Source organism: Agrobacterium sp. NPDC089420, assembly GCF_044900305.1.
Lineage (GTDB): Bacteria > Pseudomonadota > Alphaproteobacteria > Rhizobiales > Rhizobiaceae > Agrobacterium.
Genome location: NZ_JBJDMY010000002.1, coordinates 40,727 through 60,189, shown reverse-complemented (window position 1 = coordinate 60,189; position 19,463 = coordinate 40,727). Strand labels below are relative to the sequence as shown.

At 59.8% G+C, this 19,463-nt stretch carries 19 protein-coding genes and 1 tRNA gene; 10 read left to right on the top strand and 10 right to left on the bottom strand.

The window, feature by feature from the left end:
• The first annotated feature begins 32 nt into the window (after positions 1–32).
• The 8 genes from cyoB to ACI2KA_RS02795 all read left to right on the top strand — a co-directional run bounded on the left by cyoB (position 33) and on the right by ACI2KA_RS02795 (position 7,692).
• The gene (cyoB, locus tag ACI2KA_RS02830) at positions 33–2,036 is read left to right on the top strand and encodes a cytochrome o ubiquinol oxidase subunit I (RefSeq protein ID WP_404499027.1); all 2,004 of its coding nucleotides are present in this window, start codon (positions 33–35) and stop codon (positions 2,034–2,036) included.
• Positions 2,037–2,042: 6 nt separating this feature from the next.
• The gene (gene cyoC / locus ACI2KA_RS02825) at positions 2,043–2,669 is read left to right on the top strand and encodes a cytochrome o ubiquinol oxidase subunit III (protein WP_404499025.1); all 627 of its coding nucleotides are present in this window, start codon (positions 2,043–2,045) and stop codon (positions 2,667–2,669) included.
• Positions 2,669–3,064: a cytochrome o ubiquinol oxidase subunit IV gene (gene cyoD, locus ACI2KA_RS02820; RefSeq protein ID WP_003514416.1), complete on the top strand. Its 396-nt coding sequence runs from the start codon at positions 2,669–2,671 to the stop codon at positions 3,062–3,064. The genes cyoC and cyoD overlap by 1 nt, the downstream gene beginning before the upstream one ends.
• Before the next feature lie 177 nt (positions 3,065–3,241).
• Positions 3,242–4,003: an SURF1 family protein gene (locus tag ACI2KA_RS02815; protein ID WP_404499022.1), complete on the top strand. Its 762-nt coding sequence runs from the start codon at positions 3,242–3,244 to the stop codon at positions 4,001–4,003.
• A gap of 114 nt (positions 4,004–4,117) precedes the next feature.
• Positions 4,118–5,338, top strand: a complete 1,221-nt coding sequence (locus ACI2KA_RS02810) for a phosphopentomutase (protein WP_404499020.1) — start codon at positions 4,118–4,120, stop codon at positions 5,336–5,338.
• Entirely contained in the window at positions 5,335–6,312 is a 978-nt protein-coding gene (locus ACI2KA_RS02805) for an adenosine deaminase (RefSeq protein WP_404499018.1), read from the top strand. The genes ACI2KA_RS02810 and ACI2KA_RS02805 overlap by 4 nt, the downstream gene beginning before the upstream one ends.
• 94 nt (positions 6,313–6,406) lie before the next feature.
• A complete protein-coding gene (upp, locus tag ACI2KA_RS02800) occupies positions 6,407–7,036 on the top strand; it encodes a uracil phosphoribosyltransferase (protein ID WP_279654594.1) in 630 nt (209 codons plus the stop codon).
• Between the two features lie 134 nt (positions 7,037–7,170).
• Entirely contained in the window at positions 7,171–7,692 is a 522-nt protein-coding gene (locus ACI2KA_RS02795; RefSeq protein ID WP_404499016.1) for a TIGR02281 family clan AA aspartic protease, read from the top strand.
• Here ACI2KA_RS02795 and deoA read toward each other — a convergent pair.
• The 10 genes from deoA to ACI2KA_RS02745 all read right to left on the bottom strand — a co-directional run bounded on the left by deoA (position 7,685) and on the right by ACI2KA_RS02745 (position 16,927).
• Positions 7,685–9,001 (bottom strand): thymidine phosphorylase, encoded by a 1,317-nt coding sequence (gene deoA, locus ACI2KA_RS02790; protein ID WP_404499014.1) that lies wholly within the window; start codon positions 8,999–9,001, stop codon positions 7,685–7,687. The two genes, ACI2KA_RS02795 and deoA, sit on opposite strands and share 8 nt — an antisense overlap.
• The gene (deoC, locus tag ACI2KA_RS02785) at positions 8,998–9,771 is read right to left on the bottom strand and encodes a deoxyribose-phosphate aldolase (protein WP_404499012.1); all 774 of its coding nucleotides are present in this window, start codon (positions 9,769–9,771) and stop codon (positions 8,998–9,000) included. Before deoC ends, deoA begins: the two co-directional genes overlap by 4 nt.
• 2 nt (positions 9,772–9,773) lie before the next feature.
• Positions 9,774–10,574: a purine-nucleoside phosphorylase gene (locus tag ACI2KA_RS02780; protein WP_404499010.1), complete on the bottom strand. Its 801-nt coding sequence runs from the start codon at positions 10,572–10,574 to the stop codon at positions 9,774–9,776.
• Positions 10,574–10,993 (bottom strand): cytidine deaminase, encoded by a 420-nt coding sequence (locus ACI2KA_RS02775; protein WP_404499008.1) that lies wholly within the window; start codon positions 10,991–10,993, stop codon positions 10,574–10,576. The genes ACI2KA_RS02780 and ACI2KA_RS02775 overlap by 1 nt, the downstream gene beginning before the upstream one ends.
• A gap of 4 nt (positions 10,994–10,997) precedes the next feature.
• Positions 10,998–11,969, bottom strand: a complete 972-nt coding sequence (locus tag ACI2KA_RS02770; protein WP_404499006.1) for an ABC transporter permease — start codon at positions 11,967–11,969, stop codon at positions 10,998–11,000.
• 6 nt (positions 11,970–11,975) lie between these two features.
• Positions 11,976–13,079, bottom strand: a complete 1,104-nt coding sequence (locus tag ACI2KA_RS02765) for an ABC transporter permease (RefSeq protein WP_404499004.1) — start codon at positions 13,077–13,079, stop codon at positions 11,976–11,978.
• 7 nt (positions 13,080–13,086) lie between these two features.
• Positions 13,087–14,592 carry an ABC transporter ATP-binding protein gene (locus tag ACI2KA_RS02760; RefSeq protein ID WP_404499713.1) on the bottom strand — a complete coding sequence of 502 codons (1,506 nt, stop codon included), beginning with the start codon at positions 14,590–14,592 and terminating at the stop codon, positions 13,087–13,089.
• A gap of 83 nt (positions 14,593–14,675) precedes the next feature.
• On the bottom strand, positions 14,676–15,668 hold the full coding sequence (locus ACI2KA_RS02755; RefSeq protein WP_404499002.1) for a BMP family protein: 993 nt from the start codon (positions 15,666–15,668) through the stop codon (positions 14,676–14,678).
• Between the two features lie 215 nt (positions 15,669–15,883).
• On the bottom strand, positions 15,884–16,534 hold the full coding sequence (gene msrA, locus ACI2KA_RS02750) for a peptide-methionine (S)-S-oxide reductase MsrA (protein ID WP_404499711.1): 651 nt from the start codon (positions 16,532–16,534) through the stop codon (positions 15,884–15,886).
• Between the two features lie 75 nt (positions 16,535–16,609).
• A complete protein-coding gene (locus ACI2KA_RS02745; protein WP_404499000.1) occupies positions 16,610–16,927 on the bottom strand; it encodes a hypothetical protein in 318 nt (105 codons plus the stop codon).
• A gap of 221 nt (positions 16,928–17,148) precedes the next feature.
• Between ACI2KA_RS02745 and ACI2KA_RS02740 the strand changes: the two genes are divergently transcribed.
• Positions 17,149–17,238 (top strand) — tRNA-Ser (locus ACI2KA_RS02740).
• 298 nt (positions 17,239–17,536) lie between these two features.
• Positions 17,537–19,441, top strand: a complete 1,905-nt coding sequence (gene dnaK / locus ACI2KA_RS02735; protein ID WP_404498999.1) for a molecular chaperone DnaK — start codon at positions 17,537–17,539, stop codon at positions 19,439–19,441.
• Positions 19,442–19,463: the final 22 nt, after the last annotated feature.

The following is a 19,463-nucleotide window of genomic DNA, read 5'->3' as shown; positions in this document are numbered from 1 at the left end:
GATCTTACGTTTTCGAATCGCAAGAGGCTAAAATGATCGTCAATTCCGATCAAACGTCGTTCCTGTTCGGGAAGCTGACATGGGAGTCCATCCCGCTTCACGAGCCCATTCTCGTCGCCACCTTCGCGGCCGTGGCTCTGGGCGGCATCGCCGTCGTCGGCGCCCTTACCTATTTCCGCCTGTGGGGCTATCTCTGGAACGAATGGTTCACGAGCATCGATCACAAGAAGATCGGTATCATGTACATCATTCTGGCGCTCGTCATGCTCTTGCGCGGCTTCGCCGACGCCATCATGATGCGCGTCCAGCAGGCGATCGCATCCGGGGGATCGGAAGGTTATCTTCCGCCGCATCATTACGACCAGATCTTCACCGCCCACGGCGTCATCATGATCTTCTTCATGGCGATGCCGATGATCACCGGTCTCATGAACTTCGTCGTGCCGCTGCAGATCGGCGCCCGCGACGTTTCGTTCCCCTTCCTCAACAACTTCTCCTTCTGGATGACCACGGCCGGCGCCGTCATCACCATGATCTCGCTGTTCATCGGTGAATATGCGCAGACCGGCTGGCTGGCCTATCCGCCGCTTTCCGGCATCGACGGAAGCCCGGGGGTCGGGGTCGATTATTACATCTGGGGTCTGCAGATCGCCGGTGTGGGAACGACGCTATCGGGCATCAACCTGATCGTGACCATCATCAAGATGCGCGCGCCGGGCATGACCATGATGCGCCTGCCGATCTTCGTCTGGACGTCGCTGTGTTCGAACATCCTGATCGTGGCCTCGTTCCCGATCCTGACCGGCACGCTCGCCCTTCTTACCCTGGACCGCTACGTTGGCACCAACTTCTTCACCAACGATCTCGGCGGCAATCCGATGATGTATGTCAACCTCATCTGGATCTGGGGCCATCCCGAAGTCTACATTCTGGTGCTGCCGGCATTCGGCGTCTTCTCGGAAATCGTTTCGACCTTCTCCAACAAGCGCCTTTTCGGTTATGCCTCGATGGTCTACGCCACGGGCGTCATCACCATCCTCGCCTATATCGTGTGGCTGCACCACTTCTTCACCATGGGTTCCGGTGCAAGCGTCAATGCCTTCTTCGGCATCACCACGATGATCATCTCGATCCCGACAGGCGCGAAGATCTTCAACTGGCTCTTCACCATGTACAAGGGCCGCATCAAGTTCGATGTGCCGATGCTCTGGACGATCGGTTTCATGATCACCTTCGTCATCGGCGGCATGACCGGCGTTCTGCTCGCCGTTCCGCCGGCGGACTTCGTGCTGCACAACTCGCTGTTCCTGATCGCCCACTTCCACAACACCATCATCGGCGGCGTTGTGTTCGGTGTGCTGGCAGGCATCGTCTACTGGTTCCCCAAGGCCTTCGGTTACCGTCTCGATCCGTTCTGGGGCAAGCTGTCCTTCTGGTTCTGGTTCATCGGCTTCTACTTCGCCTTCATGCCGCTCTATATTCTCGGCCTGATGGGGGTGACCCGCCGTATCAGCCAGTTCGAGGACAATTCGCTGCAGATCTGGTTCGTCATCGCCGCCTTCGGCGCCTTCCTGATCGCGCTCGGCATCGCCTCCTTCGTCGTCCAGCTCATCGTCAGCTTCCTGAAGCGCGACCAGCTGCGTGACGTGACGGGCGACCCCTATAACGGCCGCACGCTGGAATGGTCGACCTCGTCGCCGCCGCCCGCCTACAACTTCGCCTTCACGCCGGTCATCCATGATGTCGACGCCTGGGCGGATATGAAGAAGCGCGGTTACAACCGTCCCAAGGAAGGCTTCATTCCGATCCATATGCCGAAGAATACCGGCGCGGGCGTCATCATCAGCGCCATCAGCGTAGTGCTCGGTTTTGCGCTGGTATGGCACATCTGGTGGCTGGCGGCTCTGTCCATGCTCGCCATCATCGCGGTCTCGATCGCCCATACCTTCAACTACAATCGCGATTATTACATTCCGGCTTCCGACGTTTCGACCGTCGAGGCGGAACGTACCAAGCTGCTTGCTGAACAGGCGTAACGGAACATGGCTCATACACCTGCACAAAGCGTCGACGGCGCTGAACCACCGGTCTTCTACCTGAAGGAAGACCACCACCCGGAAAACGGCACGTCGCTGGGCTTCTGGCTCTATCTGATGAGCGACTGCCTCATCTTTGCGACGCTGTTCGCCACCTATGCCGTCGTCGGCCGCAACTATGCGGCCGGCCCTTCGGGTGCCGACCTGTTCGATCTGAAGCTTGTGGCGATCAACACCGCCTTCCTGCTTTTCTCGTCCATCACCTATGGCTTCGCCATGCTGGAAATGGAAAAGCAGAAGGTGAAGGCAACACTGGTGTGGCTTGGCGTGACGGGGCTTTTTGGCCTCGCCTTCCTCGCCGTCGAACTCTACGAGTTCCATCACCTGATTGCGGAAGGCGCCGGCCCGCAGCGGTCTGCGTTTCTTTCCGCTTTCTTCGCGCTGGTCGGCACGCATGGTCTGCACGTCACCTTCGGCGTCATCTGGCTCGTCACGCTGATGTTCCAGGTCGCCAAGCACGGTCTGATCGCGGCGAACAAGCGCCGTCTGATGTGCCTGTCGATGTTCTGGCACTTCCTTGACGTCATCTGGATCGGCGTCTTCTCCTTCGTTTATCTCATGGGAGTCCTTTGATGAGTTCCGAAGCACACGCACATCACGACGCGCATGGCGACGACCATCATCACCATGATGGCGCCAGCCACGGCACGTTCAAAAGCTACATGATCGGCTTCGTCCTGTCGGTCATCCTGACGGCGATCCCCTTCTGGCTGGTCATGGGCGACGTTCTCGAAAACAAGACCCTGCTGGTCATCGCCATCATGGGCCTCGGCGTCATCCAGATCTTCGTGCACATGATCTACTTCCTGCACATGGACACCAAGTCGGAAGGCGGCTGGACCTTCATGGCGCTGATCTTCACCGTTGTGGTGCTTTTGATCACGCTCTCCGGCTCGCTCTGGGTCATGTACAACATGAACAAGAACATGATGCCGCTGCACATCGAGGATGTGAAGAACCTGCCATGAGCAGCATAGACCAACGGCCTGCCGGACTCCGGCAGGCCGCCTTCCGCGCCAACACATGACCCCATGAATCGTGGTGCGATTCATGGGGTCATTTGCTGGAGGAAGCGCATGCGGGTGCAACGTCGCCCGCCAGGGGCGCTGATGTCCCCGCCGGAATCGCTTCGCAAGGATCCTGACATGAGCGAAATACCATCTCACAACCGGCGCATCCGCCCTGCGGCCATTGTCGTCCTGTTTCTGACCATCGTGCTGACCGGCCTGCTGCTGGCGCTCGGGACATGGCAGGTCAAACGCCTGTCCTGGAAGCTGGACCTGATCGAACGCATCGAGGCGCGCGCCCATGCGGACCCTGTCGAGGCGCCCGCCGCCGGCGAATGGCCGGGACTCACCGATTCCGCAGATTATGAATATCGCCGCGTGAAGCTCTCCGGCACCTTCCTCAACGACAAGGAAGTCCAGGTCTATACGGTCAGCGATCTCGGCCCGGGTTACTGGGTGATGACACCTCTCAGGCGCGACGACGGCTCGAGCATCATCGTCAATCGCGGCTTTGTTCCTTCCGACAGGCGCGATCCGTCCTCCCGCCGGCAAGGGGAGCCGGCTGGAAATGTCGAAATTGTCGGGCTGATGCGTGCGCCGGAAACCGGCGGGCTTTTCCTCCGTACCAACGATCCGGCAAATGGGCGCTGGTATTCCCGCAACATCCCTCAGATCACCCAGGCATCCGGGCTTTCAGAAGTCGCGCCCTTTTATGTCGACGCCGATGCGACGCCCAATCCCGGCGGTCTGCCCGTGGGCGGCAAGACCATGCTGACCTTTCCCAACAACCATCTTTCCTATGCCGTTACCTGGTATATTCTGGCGGCCATGGTGGTGGCTGCCGGCTGGTATGTCCTGCGCAATCTCAACGCACCGAAATCGAAACGGGAGCCGGATTGAGCGGCCGGTTTTACCGGATGGTTCACAAAAGCACTTCCTTCTTCACGTTTTGCTGATCTATAACGACAATCCGGCCTGACATTGCCCGTCGGCGCATTTTCGTTTCGGTGAGTTATGGCAAGAGCACTTCTTCTGGTTCTGGATTCCTTCGGTGTCGGCGGTGCGCCTGACGCAGAGCATTATGGCGATCTTGGCGCAAACACGCTCGGCCACATCGCCGAATTCTGCGCCGCGGGTGCAGCCGATAAAGCAGGGCTTCGATCCGGCCCGCTGAAGCTGCCGAACATGTGTTCCCTCGGCCTGCTGGAGATTGCACGTCAGGCAAGCGGCGACATTCCGGCCGGCATGGAGCCGCCGGAACGCATTTTCGGTCTGCATGGCTCCGCCAGTGAAGTTTCAAAGGGCAAGGACACGCCATCCGGCCACTGGGAAATAGCCGGCACGCCGGTGACCTTCGACTGGGGATATTTCCCGACGGAGGGCGACGCCTTTTCTGCGGAACTGGTGGAGGCGATCTGCAAAGGTGCAGATATTCCCGGCATACTCGGCAATTGCCATGCGTCCGGCACGGAGATCATCGCGCAATTTGGCGAGGAACATATCAGGAGCGGCAAGCCGATCTGCTACACCTCCTCCGATTCCGTATTCCAGATCGCCGCGCATGAAACACATTTCGGGTTGCAGCGCCTCATTTCGTTGTGCGAGACGGTGCGCAAGCTGCTCGATCCGCTGAATATCGGCCGTGTCATCGCCCGTCCCTTCATCGGCGAGACGGTCGCGACCTTCGAACGGACCGGCAACCGCCGCGATTTCTCCGTCCCGCCACCCGAACCGACACTGCTCGACCGGCTGGTGGAAGCGGGCCGCAAGGTACATGCGATCGGCAAGATCGGCGATATCTATGCGCATCAGGGCGTCTCCCGCGTCATCAAGGCAAACGGCAACGCGGCCCTGATGGATGCGACGCTGCAAGCCATCGACGAGGCCGAGAACGGCGATCTGGTCTTCACCAATTTCGTCGATTTCGACATGCTTTATGGCCATCGCCGTGACGTTGCCGGTTATGCGGCGGCGCTCGAGGCTTTCGATGCGCGTATTCCGGAGATCCATCGCCGGATGAAGCCGGGAGACATCGCCATTCTCACCGCCGATCATGGCTGCGATCCCACCTGGCGCGGCACGGACCATACGCGCGAAAGGGTGCCGATCATGGCATTCGGGCCGGGCATCCGCTCGCGCGATGTCGGCATTCGTTCAAGCTACGCCGATATCGGCGAAAGCATTGCCCACCATCTTGGCATAGAGGCCGGTTCACACGGCAGGAGCTTCATTTGACATCGCATTTGCTGAAAGCGGAAATTCACTGCCACATCGAAGGTGCGGCCCCGCCTGCCCTCGTCGCGAAACAGGCGGAGAAATACGGCATCGACACCAGCGGTTTCCTGCGGGACGGCCAATATGTCTGGTCGGATTTTGCCGAATTCATCCAGTGCTACGATGCGGTGGCCCAGGTGTTCAAGACGGATGAGGACTATGCCGTTCTGACCGAGACCTATCTGACCGAACTTGCTGAAGCCAACACGATCTATAGCGAATTGATCATCTCGCCCGACCATGGCGACCGCATCGGGCTCGGCGCGGACGCCTATCTTGCCGGAATCGCCGAAGGCATCCGCATAGCCAAAGAAAAGACCGGCATCGAAACCCGTATCATCGTCACCGGCGAGAGGCATTTCGGCCCGGAACGCGTGATAGCGGCGGCGGAATATGCGGCGCGTGCCCGCCATCCGCTGGTGACCGGTTTCAACATGGCGGGCGAAGAGCGCATGGGCCGGGTTGCCGATTACGCCCGCGCCTTCGATATTGCCCGCGATGCCGGTCTCGGACTGACCATCCATGCCGGTGAGGTCTGCGGACCGGAAAGCGTTGCCGACGCGCTCGATCTCGTCAAACCCTCGCGTATCGGTCATGGCGTGCGCGCCATTGAAGATGCCGGTCTCATCGCCCGGCTGGTGGAGACGGGAACGGTTCTCGAAGTCTGCCCCGGTTCGAATATCGCGCTCAATGTCTATCCGGATTTCGCCAGCCATCCGCTAAAAGCGCTGAGCGATGCCGGAGTGCGCGTCTGCATCAGTTCCGACGATCCGCCGTTCTTTTTCACCTCGCTTGCCCGGGAATATGCGCTGGCCGGCGACGCGTTCGGCTTCAGTGATGCCGAGATCAACCGCATGACCCGCACCGCGCTGGAATGCGCCTTTGTCGATGAAGCCACGCGCGAGCGGTTGCTCGCGCGACTGGGTCACGCCTGAGGGTGTTGTTGGCAGGGTAAAACCGCGAAGAAGGCTTGCGAAAAGCGCGCTTTCGGTGAATTACAGGGGCATAAGATAAAGAAAGGCCAGTTTCATGGACGGCGTCACAGTCATCGAACATCCGCTGGTGCGGCACAAACTTACCATCATGCGCAAGAAGGAAACGTCCACGGCCGGCTTTCGCCGTCTGCTCAGGGAAATCTCGACGTTGCTCTGCTATGAGGTGACGCGCGACCTTGAAATGACGATGGAAACCATCGACACGCCGCTCGAGACCATTCAGGCTCCGGTTCTGGAAGGCAAGAAGCTGGTTTTCGCCTCCATCCTGCGGGCCGGCAACGGCCTCCTGGAAGGCATGCTCGAACTCGTGCCTTCGGCGCGTGTTTCCCATATCGGTGTCTATCGCGATCACGATACGCTGGAAGCCGTCGAATATTACTTCAAGGCTCCCGAAAGCCTCGATGCGCGCCTGATCATCGTTGTCGATCCGATGCTGGCGACCGGCAATTCCTCCATCGCCGCCGTGGAAAAGCTCAAGGAGCGCGGTGCGAAGAACATCCGCTTCCTGTGTCTGCTGGCGGCACCCGAGGGCATCAGGAATTTCCGTGAAGCCCATCCCGATGTGCCGATCTACACGGCTGCGATCGACAGCCACCTGAACGAAAAAGGCTATATCGTTCCAGGCCTCGGTGATGCCGGCGACCGTATGTACGGCACCAAATAAGGCCGTTCACCTTCGCTTAACCGTTTGCGCCATTCGCCGCCCGATAAGCGGCGAATGGCTTTTTCTTTTAAGATTTCAGCATGTTTTGCGCCTATGCTGTTAAACGAAAACCCATCTCTTTGAGGAGCAACGGCTTGCTGGCGCGCGCGATTTTTCTGCTTGTCGGTCTTTCGGTCAGCGCCACGCAAATTCCGGCGCTGATGGAAAAATTTCAGCCGCGCCCGGAAGCCGGCACGGCAGGACCCGATGCCACGGCCGAAATTGCCAAGGCCCAACCGGTTTCGCTTGGCAGCGTCAGCCTGAAGGCGGATGCGCGCGGCCACTTCAACGCCACTTTCCGCATCAATGGCAAATCCTTCGACGGGCTTGTCGATACCGGCGCTTCGATGGTCGCCATCAACGAGACGATTGCCCGCCGGCTGGGTTACGGCGTCAACAGCCTCGATTTCAAATATGCGATCTCGACGGCCAATGGCCAGACCATGGCGGCGCATGTGAAACTGGACCGGGTGGAGATCGGCGCGATCCGCGTTCAAAATGTCGACGCCATGGTGCTGAAGGACAACGCGCTGAGCAACATGCTGGTCGGCATGAGCTTTCTCAAACAATTATCGTCGTTCAAGGTCTCGGGCGGCGAGATGCGGCTGGTCAGGTGATCCGTTCGAGAATGGGTGCGCCGCTCTCCGGTACGCTGTCAGCGATCCCGTAGCAGGCCGCTATTCTTTCGATAGCGCGTTCCGCCGCTTCCTTCGAAGCCGCATGGACGACAGCGACAGGTTCACCCTTGTCCACCTTTACACCGAGCGGCAGAATGTTGGAAATACCGACTGCGGGATCGACCCTGTCCGACGGCTTTCTTCTGCCGCCGCCGAGTTCGACGACGACCATGCCAAGATCACGGGTGTCGCAGGATGCAAGCCAGCCGCTTTGTGGGGCCGGGACCGGCAGAAGGACCGGCGCGGACGGCAGATAGCGAGATGGGTTTTCAACGAAGTCCGACGGCCCGCCCAGTGCCGAAACCATCCGCGCAAATATGTCCATCGCTCGGCCGGAGGAGAGCGCATCCGACGCCAGCGTCTCACCCTGTTCCAGCGTGGCAGCCTTTCGCGCCTGCACCAGCATTTCCGCGGCAAAGGACAGAACCACCGTTTCCAGACGGGTGCCGGCCTTGCGACCGGCCAGAAACTCCAGACAATTGACGATTTCGACCGCATTGCCCGCGGCATCGCCAAGCGGCTGATTCATGTCGGTGATCAGCGCCGTCGTGGGCAGGCCCGCGCCATTTGCCACATCCACCAGCGCACGCGCCAGAGTGCGGGCATCGTCAACGCTTTGCATGAAAGCCCCGTTGCCGACCTTCACGTCGAGAACGAGCGTCTCAAGTCCGGCCGCGAGCTTCTTCGAGAGGATGGAAGCCGTGATCAGCGGGATGGAATCGACCGTCGCGGTCACGTCGCGAATGGCATAGAGGCGTTTGTCGGCAGGGGCGAGGTCACCCGTCTGGCCGATGATGGCGCAGCCGACAGACTGAACCGTCTGGCGAAAGAGGGTTTCATCCGGCATCACATCGTAGCCGGGGATGGCTTCAAGCTTGTCGAGCGTACCGCCGGTGTGGCCGAGGCCCCTGCCGGAAATCATCGGCACGGCCAGACCGCAGGCCGCAACGATCGGCGCGAGCATCAGCGAGACGTTGTCGCCCACGCCTCCGGTGGAATGCTTGTCTGCCACCGGCCTGCCAATATCACGCCAGGACAGGACATCGCCGCTGTCGCGCATCGCAAGCGTCAAAGCCACCGTCTCGTCGCGATTCATGCCGCGAAAAAACACGGCCATGGCAAAAGCAGCCGCCTGCCCTTCCGATATGCCGTCTTTCGACAATGCCTCGACGAAAGCGGCAATCTCCTGCGGCGCCAGCGACAGGCCATCGCGTTTGCGGCGGATGATCTCCTGCGGGATCAAGCTCAATATCCGCTGGCGGTCTTGGCCGGCTCGCCGCCGGCCAGCACGTTCAGTACATCATCGAGGATGCCCGAGGCACCGAAACGGAAGGTGGACGGCATGGCCCAGTTGGGCGCCATGATGGTTTCCGCCAGCCGCAGGTAAAGCGTGGCGTCCTCCACCGTGCCGATACCGCCGGCGGGTTTGAAACCGACTTTCTGTCGGCTGTCCCGGATGGCTTGCAGCATGATGTCGGCCGCCTCCAGCGTGGCATTGATGGCGACCTTGCCGGTCGAGGTCTTGATGAAATCCGCCCCTTCGGCAATGGCGATTTCGGAGGCGCGGCGGATCAGCGCCTTGTCCTTCAACTCGCCGGTTTCGAGAATGACCTTGAGCAGCGCGGGGGCGACACAGGCCTTGCGCACGGCGGCCACCATGTCTGAAACGGCCGCTTCATCGCCGGCGATGAATTTGCGATAGGGAATGACCAGATCGACTTCATCGGCGCCGTTGCGGATCGCCGCTTCGGTTTCCGCAACCACGGTTGCGACATCAAGATCGCCCGACGGAAAATTGACGACCGTGGCGATGCGGATCACATGTTCTTTTCCGAAAGCTGCGCGCGCCTGCGCGACGAAGCGCGGCCAGATACAGATTGCGGCGGTGTTGCCATAATCCGTATGCGCCCGCTGGCACAAAGCCGCGATCTGCTCCGGCGTGCAGTCTTCCTCGAGATTGGTCAGGTCCAGCAAGGACAGAGTGAGGGCAGCCGCTTCGCGCGGACGCTGGAGTTCCATGGTCACGCTCCTCCTGAGATCATTTCCTTCAGAATGGCGGCAAGCCTCTTGCCGCCCACGGGAGCCATGTCCTTGGTTTCCTCATGGCTCAGTTCCGCGCCGGTCATGCCGGCACCGTAGTTGGTAATAACCGATGCGGCGGCAACGCGCATCCCGAAAAAGCGCGCAAGGATGACTTCCGGCACGGTGGACATGCCGACGGCATCCGCACCCAGCACCCGCGCCATGCGGATTTCCGCCGGCGTTTCGAAGCTCGGACCGGAAAACCACATATAGACGCCGCCGAACAGGGGCACCGTCGCGCGGATCGCGGCATTGCGCATGGCCAGCATCAGGTCCGGATCATAAGCCGTGGTCATGCCGACGAAGCGCCGGTCGCTTTCCTCGCCGATCAGCGGGTTCATTCCGGAATAATTGATATGATCGGTGATCTGCATGACGGAGCCGGGCGGCATATCCTGCCTGACCGACCCTGCGGAATTGGTAAGGATCAGCGATTGCACGCCGAGACCGGCGAGCGCCTCGATGACCGCGCGCATCGCGGCGGGATCGCCTTTCTCGTAAAAATGTACCCGGCCGGACAGCATCATGACAGGCTCGCCGCCCAGATAACCCGCGACCAGCTCGCCCGCATGGCCGGAAACGCCGCTTGCCGGAAAACCGGGAAGCTCGGCATAGGGAATGCGGATCGGATCGCTGACTTCCTCCACCAGTGAACCGAGGCCGGAGCCGAGAACGATGGCGACACGCGGCATCAGGCCGTTCAGGCGTTCCACGAGAATATCGATCAAGCCATCCGTCATCAGGGCAGCTCGGTCTTGAAGACAGAGGGCAAAAGCTCTTCCATGGTCATGACCTTCTGGACCCCGGTTTCGTCGCACAGATAAATCCTCGTCTGCGGCGTGGCGAATTCGGCAATCTTCTGGCGGCAACCACCACAGGGCGAGCATAGCGGCAGCTTTTCGGCGATGACGGCGACTTCACTGATTTTCTTCGCCCCACCCATGATCATGGCGCTGATGGCGGAAGGCTCCGCACACCAGCCCTGTGGGAAGGAGATATTCTCGATATTGGCGCCCCTGTAGATTTTGCCGTCTTCGGCGCGGATCGCCGCACCGACCGGAAATTTCGAATAGGGCGCATAAGCGAAGGCCATGGCCTCCACCGCCGCCTCGAACAGGGCATGGGATGCCGGATCGGGCGATTTGGGGTCGGAGGACATGGGTTCAACGCTCCTTCGCATAGGCAACGCCACCGGCCTTGGGGGGCTTGGCAACGCCGATAAAACCGGCAAGCAGGATGCAGGTCAGAATATAGGGCATGGCCTGGAAGATCTGCACCGGCACCTCGCCGATGCCGGGCACGGATTTACCCTGCATGAAATTGGCGAAGGCATCCAGAAAACCGAACAGCAGACAGGCGAACATGACCGGCACCGGCTTCCATTTTGCAAAGATCAGTGCGGCAAGCGCAATATAACCCTTGCCGGCCGACATGTTGGCAATGAAGGCGGCCGACTGCGCGACAGCGAGATAGGCACCGGAGAAACCACAGAGAAAGCCGGCAACGATGACGGCGCGGTAGCGCATCCACGTCACCGAAATGCCCGCCGTATCCACTGCACCCGGATTTTCACCGACGGCGCGCAGGCGCAGGCCGAAACGGCTGCGGTAAAGCACCCACCAGGACAGCGGCACCGCCAGAAAGGCGAGATAGGTGAGGATATTGTTGCCGGAAATGACATTGGCATAAAGCGGGCCGATGAAGGGCACCTCGCGCATCGCATCCGCGCCTGGCAGGATGATCGGCGCAAAACGTCCTTCCCCGGGCAATTGCGGTGTGCGTCCGCCCTGCCCGAACCAGGCCTGCCCCAGAACCACCGTGAGGCCGGCGGCGATGAAGTTGAGCGCCACACCCGATACGATCTGGTTGCCGCGATTGGTGATGACGGCGAAACCATGGGTCAGCGAGAAGAGAATGGAGACGGCGATGCCGGCAAGCAGACCTGCCCAGGGATTGGCGGTGATATAGGCGACACAGGCGGATGCGAAGGCCGCCGCCAGCATCTTGCCTTCAAGCCCGATATCGAACACGCCGGCGCGTTCGGAAAACAGCCCGGCAAGTGCGGTGAAGAGCAGCGGGATGGTGAGACGGACGGTCGAGCCCAGGATGCTGACCAGCATATCGAAGAAATCCATATCAGCTCACCCCTTTGCCAAACGCTGGTAGATGCGGACGACCGCCGGCCGGTACATATACTCCAGCGCGCCGGCGAACAGGATCACCAGACCCTGGATGACCACGATCATCTCGCGGGTAATGTTGGGCATCTCGAAGGAAAGATCAGCGCCGCCCTGATAGAGAATGCCGAACAGCAATGCCGAGAAGATGATGCCGAGCGGATGGCTTCGTCCCATCAGCGACACCGCGATGCCGACAAAACCCGCCCCACCGACAAATTCCACCTGCAGGCGGGCGGAGGCGCCCATGACCGGGTTCAACGCCATCATGCCGGCCAGACCGCCGGAGATGAGCATGGCGATGATGACGGTGCGCGCATAGGGAATACCGGCATAGATGGCGGCCGACGGGCTGATGCCGAGGGTGCGCATCTCATAACCGAGCTTGGTGCGCCAGATCAGCACCCAGACGAGAAAACACATGACCAGCGCAATGAGGAAGGACACGTTGAACGGCGCCGGCCCGAGCTTCAGGCCGAACAACGCCATCAGCCAGTCGAGCTTGGGCAATTGCCCGCCCGGAAGGAAGGTGCGCGTTTCCGGCGCCATCTTGCCCGGCACGATCAGCACGTTCACCAGCAGATAAACCATCAGCGCCGCGGCGATGAAGTTGAACATGATGGTGGTGATGACGACGTGGCTGCCGCGCTTGGCCTGCAGCCAGGCCGGAATGAAAGCCCATGCCGCGCCGAAGAGTGCGGCCCCGATGACGGCGAAGGGCATCGTCACATACCAGGGCACGTAACGGTCAAGCGCCAGCGCCACCAGCGCAGCACCCAGGCCGCCAATATAGGCCTGGCCTTCGGAGCCGATATTGAACAGCCCGGCATGGAAGGCCACGGCTACGGAAAGACCGGTGAAGATGAAGCTCGTCGTATAAAACAGCGTGAAGCCGATGGCGTCGCCACGGCCGAGCGCACCCTCGATCAGCAGGCGGAGCGCCGCGAGCGGGCTTTCACCGATCGACCAGACGACGAGGCCGGAAATCACAAAGGCGGTGACGACGTTCAGCAATGGCAGCAGGCCATAGCTGATCCAGTTTGGTAGGGGAACGGAAGCGGTACTCATTCGTGCCTCATGCGGCGATGCCGGCCATCATCAGGCCCAGCGTCTGTTCTTCGGCTTCCGCCGTTTTTTCTCCAACGACACGGCCAGCGAACATGACCATGATCCGGTCCGAAAGGGAACGGATTTCATCGAGCTCGACCGAAACCAGCAGGATAGCCTTGCCGGCATCGCGCATTTCGATGATGCGGCGATGGATGAATTCGATGGCGCCGATATCCACGCCGCGGGTCGGCTGGCCGATGATCAGCATCTTCGGATCCCGCTCGATTTCGCGGGCGACAACGATCTTCTGCTGGTTGCCGCCGGAAAAATTCGCGGTCTTCAAATGTGGGTTCGGCGGGCGGATGTCGTATTTCTCGATCTTTTCGACCGCATCCCTGCGGATGGCTTCGGGGTTCAGGAAAGGTCCTTTGCCATAACGCTCGTCGTGGTGATAACCGAGGATGGAGTTTTCATATTCCTCGAATTTCAGCACCAGCCCCATATGGTGGCGGTCTTCGGGAATATGTGCCAGGCCGAGCTTGCGCAGGATTGCGGGATCGGGGCGGTCCACCTTCTGGCCGTCTACCCATATCTCACCCGAATAGGGCTTGCGGATGCCGGCGATAGCCTCCAGCAGTTCCGACTGGCCATTGCCGGCGACACCGGCAATGCCGACAATTTCTCCGGCACGGACGTCAAGCGAGACATCATCCACCATGGTGACGCCGCGACCGTCCTTGACGGTGAGGTTACGGATCGACAGCAGAACGTCGCCCGGCGTCGTCTCGCCCTTTTCCACCCTGAGCAGCACCCGGCGGCCGACCATAAGCTCGGCCAGTTCCTCGACGCTGGTTTGCGAGGTCTTGCGGGTCGCGACCATTTCACCGCGGCGCATGACGGAGACGGAATCCGTGATCGCCATGATCTCGCGCAGCTTGTGGGTGATGAGGATGATGGTCTTGCCCTGCTCGCGCAGGACGCCGAGGATCTTGAACAGGTGATCGGCTTCAGCCGGCGTCAGAACGCCGGTCGGCTCGTCGAGGATCAGGATTTCGGCACCGCGATACATGGCTTTGAGGATTTCGACGCGCTGCTGCAGGCCGACCGGCAATTCCTCGATGACCGCATCGGGATCAACTTCCAGCCCGTAATCATCCTCCAGACGCTTCAGTTCCTTGCGCGCCCCGGCCCGGCCCCTGGCCAGCAAAGCGCCGCCCTCGGCGCCCAGCATGACGTTTTCAAGCACGGTGAAATTTTCCACCAGCATGAAATGCTGATGCACCATGCCGATGCCGGCGCCGATGGCCGTCTGGCTGTCCCGGATCGCGACGGGTGAGCCGTTTACCCGGATTTCGCCGGCATCCGCCTGGTAAAAACCGTAGAGGATCGACATCAGGGTCGATTTTCCGGCCCCATTTTCCCCGATGATGCCGTGGATCGTACCTTTGGCAACAGTCAGATTGATATTCTTGTTGGCGTGAACGGCACCGAATTTCTTGTCGATGCCCACGAGTTCGATTGCAGGGTCCATATTCAAGCCGAAACCTCTCCGAAGGCTGGATATGAAAAGGGCGCAAGATGAAAAATCACCATGCGCCCCAGTCACATATCATATCATTTCGGGCAGGAATTGTCCGTCATGTAGTCATGAACCTTGACCGTGCCGGCAATGATGTCGGCCTTTGCCTTGTCCACGGCGGCAATCATCTCGGGCGTGATCAGGGCCTTGTTGTTGTCGTCAAGCGCGTAAGCCACGCCGTCTTCCTTGACGCCGAGCGCAACGATGCCGGGGGTGAACTTGTCGTCCTTGGCATCCTTATAGGCGTTGTAGACGGCCAGATCGACGCGCTTGACCATGGAGGTCAGAACGGAACCGGGATGCAGGTGGTTCTGGTTGGAATCGACGCCGATCGAGAACTTCTTGTTGTCGGCGGCGGTCTGCAGCACGCCGATGCCGGTCGCACCGGCCGCCGCATAAATCACGTCCGCGCCCTGGTCGATCTGGTTCTTGGTGAGCTCGCCACCGCGCACCGGATCGTTCCAGGCAGCACCGGTGGTGCCGGTCATGTTCTGGAAGACTTCGATCTTGTCGTTGGCCGCCTTGGCGCCCTGCGCATAACCGCAGGCGAACTTACGGATCAGCGGAATATCCATGCCGCCGATGAAACCGACCTTGCCGGTCTTGGAAGCCATGCCCGCCAGAAGGCCGACGAGGTAGGAGCCTTCATGCTCCTTGTAGACGACGGATCTCACATTCGGCAGCTCGACGACGGAATCGACGATGACGAATTTGGTGTCGGGGAATTCGGCGGCAACCTTTTCCATGGCCGATGTCCAGGCAAAGGACACGGCAACGACCGGGTTGAAGCCCTTGCTTGCGAAATTGCGGATGGCCTGTTCGCCCTGCGTGTCGCTGGTCGGCTCGAAATCACGGAACTCGATGCCCGTTTCCGCCTTGAACTTTTCAGCGCCGGCCGCAGCGGCTTCGTTGAACGACTTGTCGAACTTGCCGCCCGTGCCATAGACCAGCGCCGGCTTGATATCCGCAGCAAGCGCGGAAGCCGACATTGCGGCAAGCGCAAAAAGTGTCAGAAGGGATTTTTTCATTGTGCAGCCCTGTTTGTTGCAATTGATATTTTAAGGGTCCTCCCGCAAACCCGTTGACCGGGAATGTCTGCGGAACCGCCAGCCGTTTTCCCGGCTGTGCTTGCCTCATATCCTTGCATGGCTCAATGAAAAATTCATCCGGTTTTTTTGACCCGGTGGAAAAACTTTGATCTGGCGTTTTTTTAGTCTTTCCACCGGTGCGATCTGCAAAAAATCTAGTCGATATTGCAGCTTACACCCGTCCCCCTCAGGCCGCAGTAGCCACCGGGGTTCTTGGCAAGATATTGCTGATGATAGTCCTCAGCGTAATAAAATGTTTCAAGCGGTCCGATTTCGGTGGTGATGGCCCGGCCATGGCCCGCCGCGTCCAAAGCCTGCTGAAAAGCGTCGTTCGCCTTCTGCGCCTGCTGCAGCTGGCCTTCCGTCGTCGCATAGATGACGGAACGATAGGTCGTGCCGATATCGTTGCCCTGCCGCATTCCTTGAGTCGGATCGTGCTCCTCGAAAAATATCTTGAGCAGCCCCGACAGAGAGATCACGGCCGGATCATAGACGACCTTCACCACCTCGGCATGACCCGTCTGCCCGGTCGTCGTCTCCTGATAGGTCGGGTTGCGGGTAAAGCCGCCGGCATAACCTACCGCCGTCACCCACACGCCCGGCGTTTGCCAGAACAGCCGCTCCGCACCCCAGAAGCAGCCCATGCCCAGATAGATGGTTTCAAGACCTTCGGGATAGGGACCCTTCAAGGGTCGGCCGTTTACGAAATGATGTTCCGGTACCAAAAGCGCCTCTTCACGGCCGGGCAGGGCCGTCTCCTCGGTCGGCATCGTCGTCTTTTTCGAAAGCGTATCGAACAGGAACATTCGGTCCTCCATGCGGCCAGTTCCGCCGCTTTTCATGGTTCACATCGCGGGCGCCAACGTCGTCATGCTGACGGATCAGACCGACAGACGCCTGATCGCCTTGTGTTTCCTGTAGCCGGCCATCCAGCAAAGCAGGGACAGCATGAGGAAAAAGGCAAAAGCCGGCAGCGCCGCCAGCGCAGTTTCGACGAAGCGCCACGCTTCAGGATGAATATAGTGAGCCAGGGCCGCTTCCACCATGGTACGCGAGGCGGGAAGAAGATAGTTCCAGACGGAAAGGATACCGGCAATGCTGACCGAGGATGTGGAAACCGAGCGGATCGAATCGAGGACACCCAGAAAAATCGCAGCGACGAGGAAAAGAAAGCTCAAAAACCGCAAAAAAGCTTTCATCCGGGATACCTCGCTTAAGGCCTGCCGGTCAGGCAGCCACATTCTGAAACATATAATGCATCGATAAAGGCGGTAAAACCGGTTTGCAATCGCATCGGAAGGCAGGAAATTGCCGACATTTCAAAAAACTGTCAGATTCGTGTTGATCCCTGCGAATTCATCGGTATATATCGCGCCGTTCCAGTGATTTGCATTTCTTCAAAACATGCAGATTTGAAAAAGGACAGGTGGCCGAGTGGTTTAAGGCGCACGCCTGGAACGCGTGTGTGCGTGAAAGCGTACCGTGGGTTCGAATCCCACCCTGTCCGCCATTTCACCCCCTCATTCCGTCATCGTCAAACCCGGGTTCCGCGGGCGGGCGAACCAACATCTTATTAAACGCCAGAGTCGCGTTTTTCCGCTTCCGCGAGTACTGGTGGCCATGCATGCGCCCAGACTGGGATTTCATGCGTTTTTTGCTGCGCTTCCCCCTCTCTTGCGCCTTGCAGCGGCAAAAATCGCTCCTTATATACGCCGCATAACTGCAGCGAATACTGCAAATCCAAGTCAAGGAGTTGTCAATGGAATGCCTCACGGGGTTCCGACGGCTCGCTTCAAGGAGAGAAGAGCATGGCAAAAGTAATCGGTATCGACCTTGGCACGACCAATTCCTGCGTCGCAGTGATGGACGGCAAGGACACGAAAGTTATTGAGAATGCGGAAGGCGCGCGCACCACGCCGTCCATGGTGGCATTTTCCGACGACGGCGAACGCCTTGTCGGCCAGCCGGCCAAGCGCCAGGCGGTCACCAACCCGACCAACACCCTGTTTGCGGTCAAGCGCCTGATCGGCCGCCGTTATGAAGACCCGACCGTCGAAAAGGACAAGGCCCTTGTGCCGTTCGAAATCGTCAAGGGCGACAATGGCGACGCCTGGGTGAAGGCGCAGGACAAGAATTATTCCCCGTCGCAGATTTCCGCGATGATCCTTCAGAAGATGAAGGAAACGGCTGAATCCTATCTCGGCGAGAAGGTCGAGAAGGCCGTCATCACCGTTCCGGCCTATTTTAACGACGCACAGCGCCAGGCAACCAAGGATGCCGGCCGCATCGCCGGTCTTGACGTTCTGCGCATCATCAACGAGCCGACTGCGGCAGCACTCGCCTACGGCCTCGACAAGAAGGACGGCAAGACCATCGCCGTTTACGACCTTGGCGGCGGCACCTTCGATATTTCCGTTCTGGAAATCGGCGACGGCGTCTTTGAAGTGAAGTCGACGAATGGCGACACCTTCCTTGGCGGTGAAGACTTCGACATGCGTCTGGTCGAATATCTGGCCGGCGAGTTCAAGAAGGACCAGGGCATCGACCTGAAGAACGACAAGCTCGCCCTGCAGCGCCTCAAGGAAGCTGCCGAGAAGGCGAAGATCGAGCTTTCGTCCTCGCAGCAGACTGAAATCAACCTGCCGTTCATCACGGCGGATGCTTCCGGTCCGAAGCACCTGACGCTGAAGCTGACCCGCGCCAAGTTCGAAAGCCTGGTCGACGACCTCGTGCAGCGCACCGTCGCGCCTTGCAAGGCAGCGCTCAAGGATGCCGGCGTTTCCGCGTCCGAGATCGATGAAGTCGTTCTCGTCGGTGGCATGAGCCGCATGCCGAAGGTTCAGGAAGTCGTCAAGCAGCTGTTCGGCAAGGAGCCGCACAAGGGCGTGAACCCGGATGAAGTGGTCGCCATGGGCGCCGCCATCCAGGCCGGCGTTCTGCAAGGTGACGTCAAGGACGTTCTGCTGCTCGACGTGACCCCGCTGTCGCTCGGCATCGAAACGCTGGGTGGCGTCTTCACCCGTCTGATCGATCGCAACACGACGATCCCGACCAAGAAGAGCCAGACCTTCTCCACCGCCGAAGACAACCAGTCGGCCGTGACCATCCGCGTCTCGCAGGGTGAGCGCGAAATGGCCCAGGACAACAAGCTGCTTGGCCAGTTCGACCTCGTCGGCCTGCCGCCGTCGCCGCGTGGCGTACCGCAGATCGAAGTGACCTTCGATATCGACGCCAACGGCATCGTGCAGGTTTCCGCCAAGGACAAGGGCACGGGCAAGGAACAGCAGATCCGCATCCAGGCCTCCGGTGGTCTCTCCGACGCCGACATCGAGAAGATGGTGAAGGACGCCGAAGCCAATGCCGAGGCCGACAAGAAGCGTCGCGCCGGCGTGGAAGCCAAGAACCAGGCCGAAAGCCTCATTCACTCCACCGAGAAGTCGGTGAAGGAATATGGCGACAAGGTTTCCGAGACCGACCGCAAGGCGATCGAAGACGCCATTGCCAGCCTGAAGACCGCCGTCGAAGCTTCCGAGCCGGATGCCGACGACATTCAGGCCAAGACCCAGACCCTCATGGAAGTGTCCATGAAGCTCGGTCAGGCCATCTACGAAGCACAGCAGGCCGAGGCCGGTGATGCTTCCGCGGAAGGCGGCAAGGACGACGTTGTCGACGCCGACTATGAAGAAATCAAGGACGACAAGAAGTCCGCATAATCGCGTGACTTTCCGTCTCCTG

What these genes read in the sequence shown, in the direction of transcription:
- cyoB (WP_404499027.1), top strand. Translation starts at nt 33, where the DNA reads ATGATCGTCAATTCCGATCAAACGTCGTTCCTGTTCGGGAAGCTGACA.
- cyoC (WP_404499025.1), top strand. Translation starts at nt 2,043, where the DNA reads ATGGCTCATACACCTGCACAAAGCGTCGACGGCGCTGAACCACCGGTC.
- cyoD (WP_003514416.1), top strand. Translation starts at nt 2,669, where the DNA reads ATGAGTTCCGAAGCACACGCACATCACGACGCGCATGGCGACGACCAT.
- ACI2KA_RS02815 (WP_404499022.1), top strand. Translation starts at nt 3,242, where the DNA reads ATGAGCGAAATACCATCTCACAACCGGCGCATCCGCCCTGCGGCCATT.
- ACI2KA_RS02810 (WP_404499020.1), top strand. Translation starts at nt 4,118, where the DNA reads ATGGCAAGAGCACTTCTTCTGGTTCTGGATTCCTTCGGTGTCGGCGGT.
- upp (WP_279654594.1), top strand. Translation starts at nt 6,407, where the DNA reads ATGGACGGCGTCACAGTCATCGAACATCCGCTGGTGCGGCACAAACTT.
- deoC (WP_404499012.1), bottom strand. Translation starts at nt 9,771, where the DNA reads ATGGAACTCCAGCGTCCGCGCGAAGCGGCTGCCCTCACTCTGTCCTTG.
- ACI2KA_RS02780 (WP_404499010.1), bottom strand. Translation starts at nt 10,574, where the DNA reads ATGACGGATGGCTTGATCGATATTCTCGTGGAACGCCTGAACGGCCTG.
- ACI2KA_RS02775 (WP_404499008.1), bottom strand. Translation starts at nt 10,993, where the DNA reads ATGTCCTCCGACCCCAAATCGCCCGATCCGGCATCCCATGCCCTGTTC.
- ACI2KA_RS02770 (WP_404499006.1), bottom strand. Translation starts at nt 11,969, where the DNA reads ATGGATTTCTTCGATATGCTGGTCAGCATCCTGGGCTCGACCGTCCGT.
- ACI2KA_RS02765 (WP_404499004.1), bottom strand. Translation starts at nt 13,079, where the DNA reads ATGAGTACCGCTTCCGTTCCCCTACCAAACTGGATCAGCTATGGCCTG.
- ACI2KA_RS02760 (WP_404499713.1), bottom strand. Translation starts at nt 14,592, where the DNA reads ATGGACCCTGCAATCGAACTCGTGGGCATCGACAAGAAATTCGGTGCC.
- ACI2KA_RS02755 (WP_404499002.1), bottom strand. Translation starts at nt 15,668, where the DNA reads ATGAAAAAATCCCTTCTGACACTTTTTGCGCTTGCCGCAATGTCGGCT.
- msrA (WP_404499711.1), bottom strand. Translation starts at nt 16,534, where the DNA reads ATGTTCCTGTTCGATACGCTTTCGAAAAAGACGACGATGCCGACCGAG.
- ACI2KA_RS02745 (WP_404499000.1), bottom strand. Translation starts at nt 16,927, where the DNA reads ATGAAAGCTTTTTTGCGGTTTTTGAGCTTTCTTTTCCTCGTCGCTGCG.
- dnaK (WP_404498999.1), top strand. Translation starts at nt 17,537, where the DNA reads ATGGCAAAAGTAATCGGTATCGACCTTGGCACGACCAATTCCTGCGTC.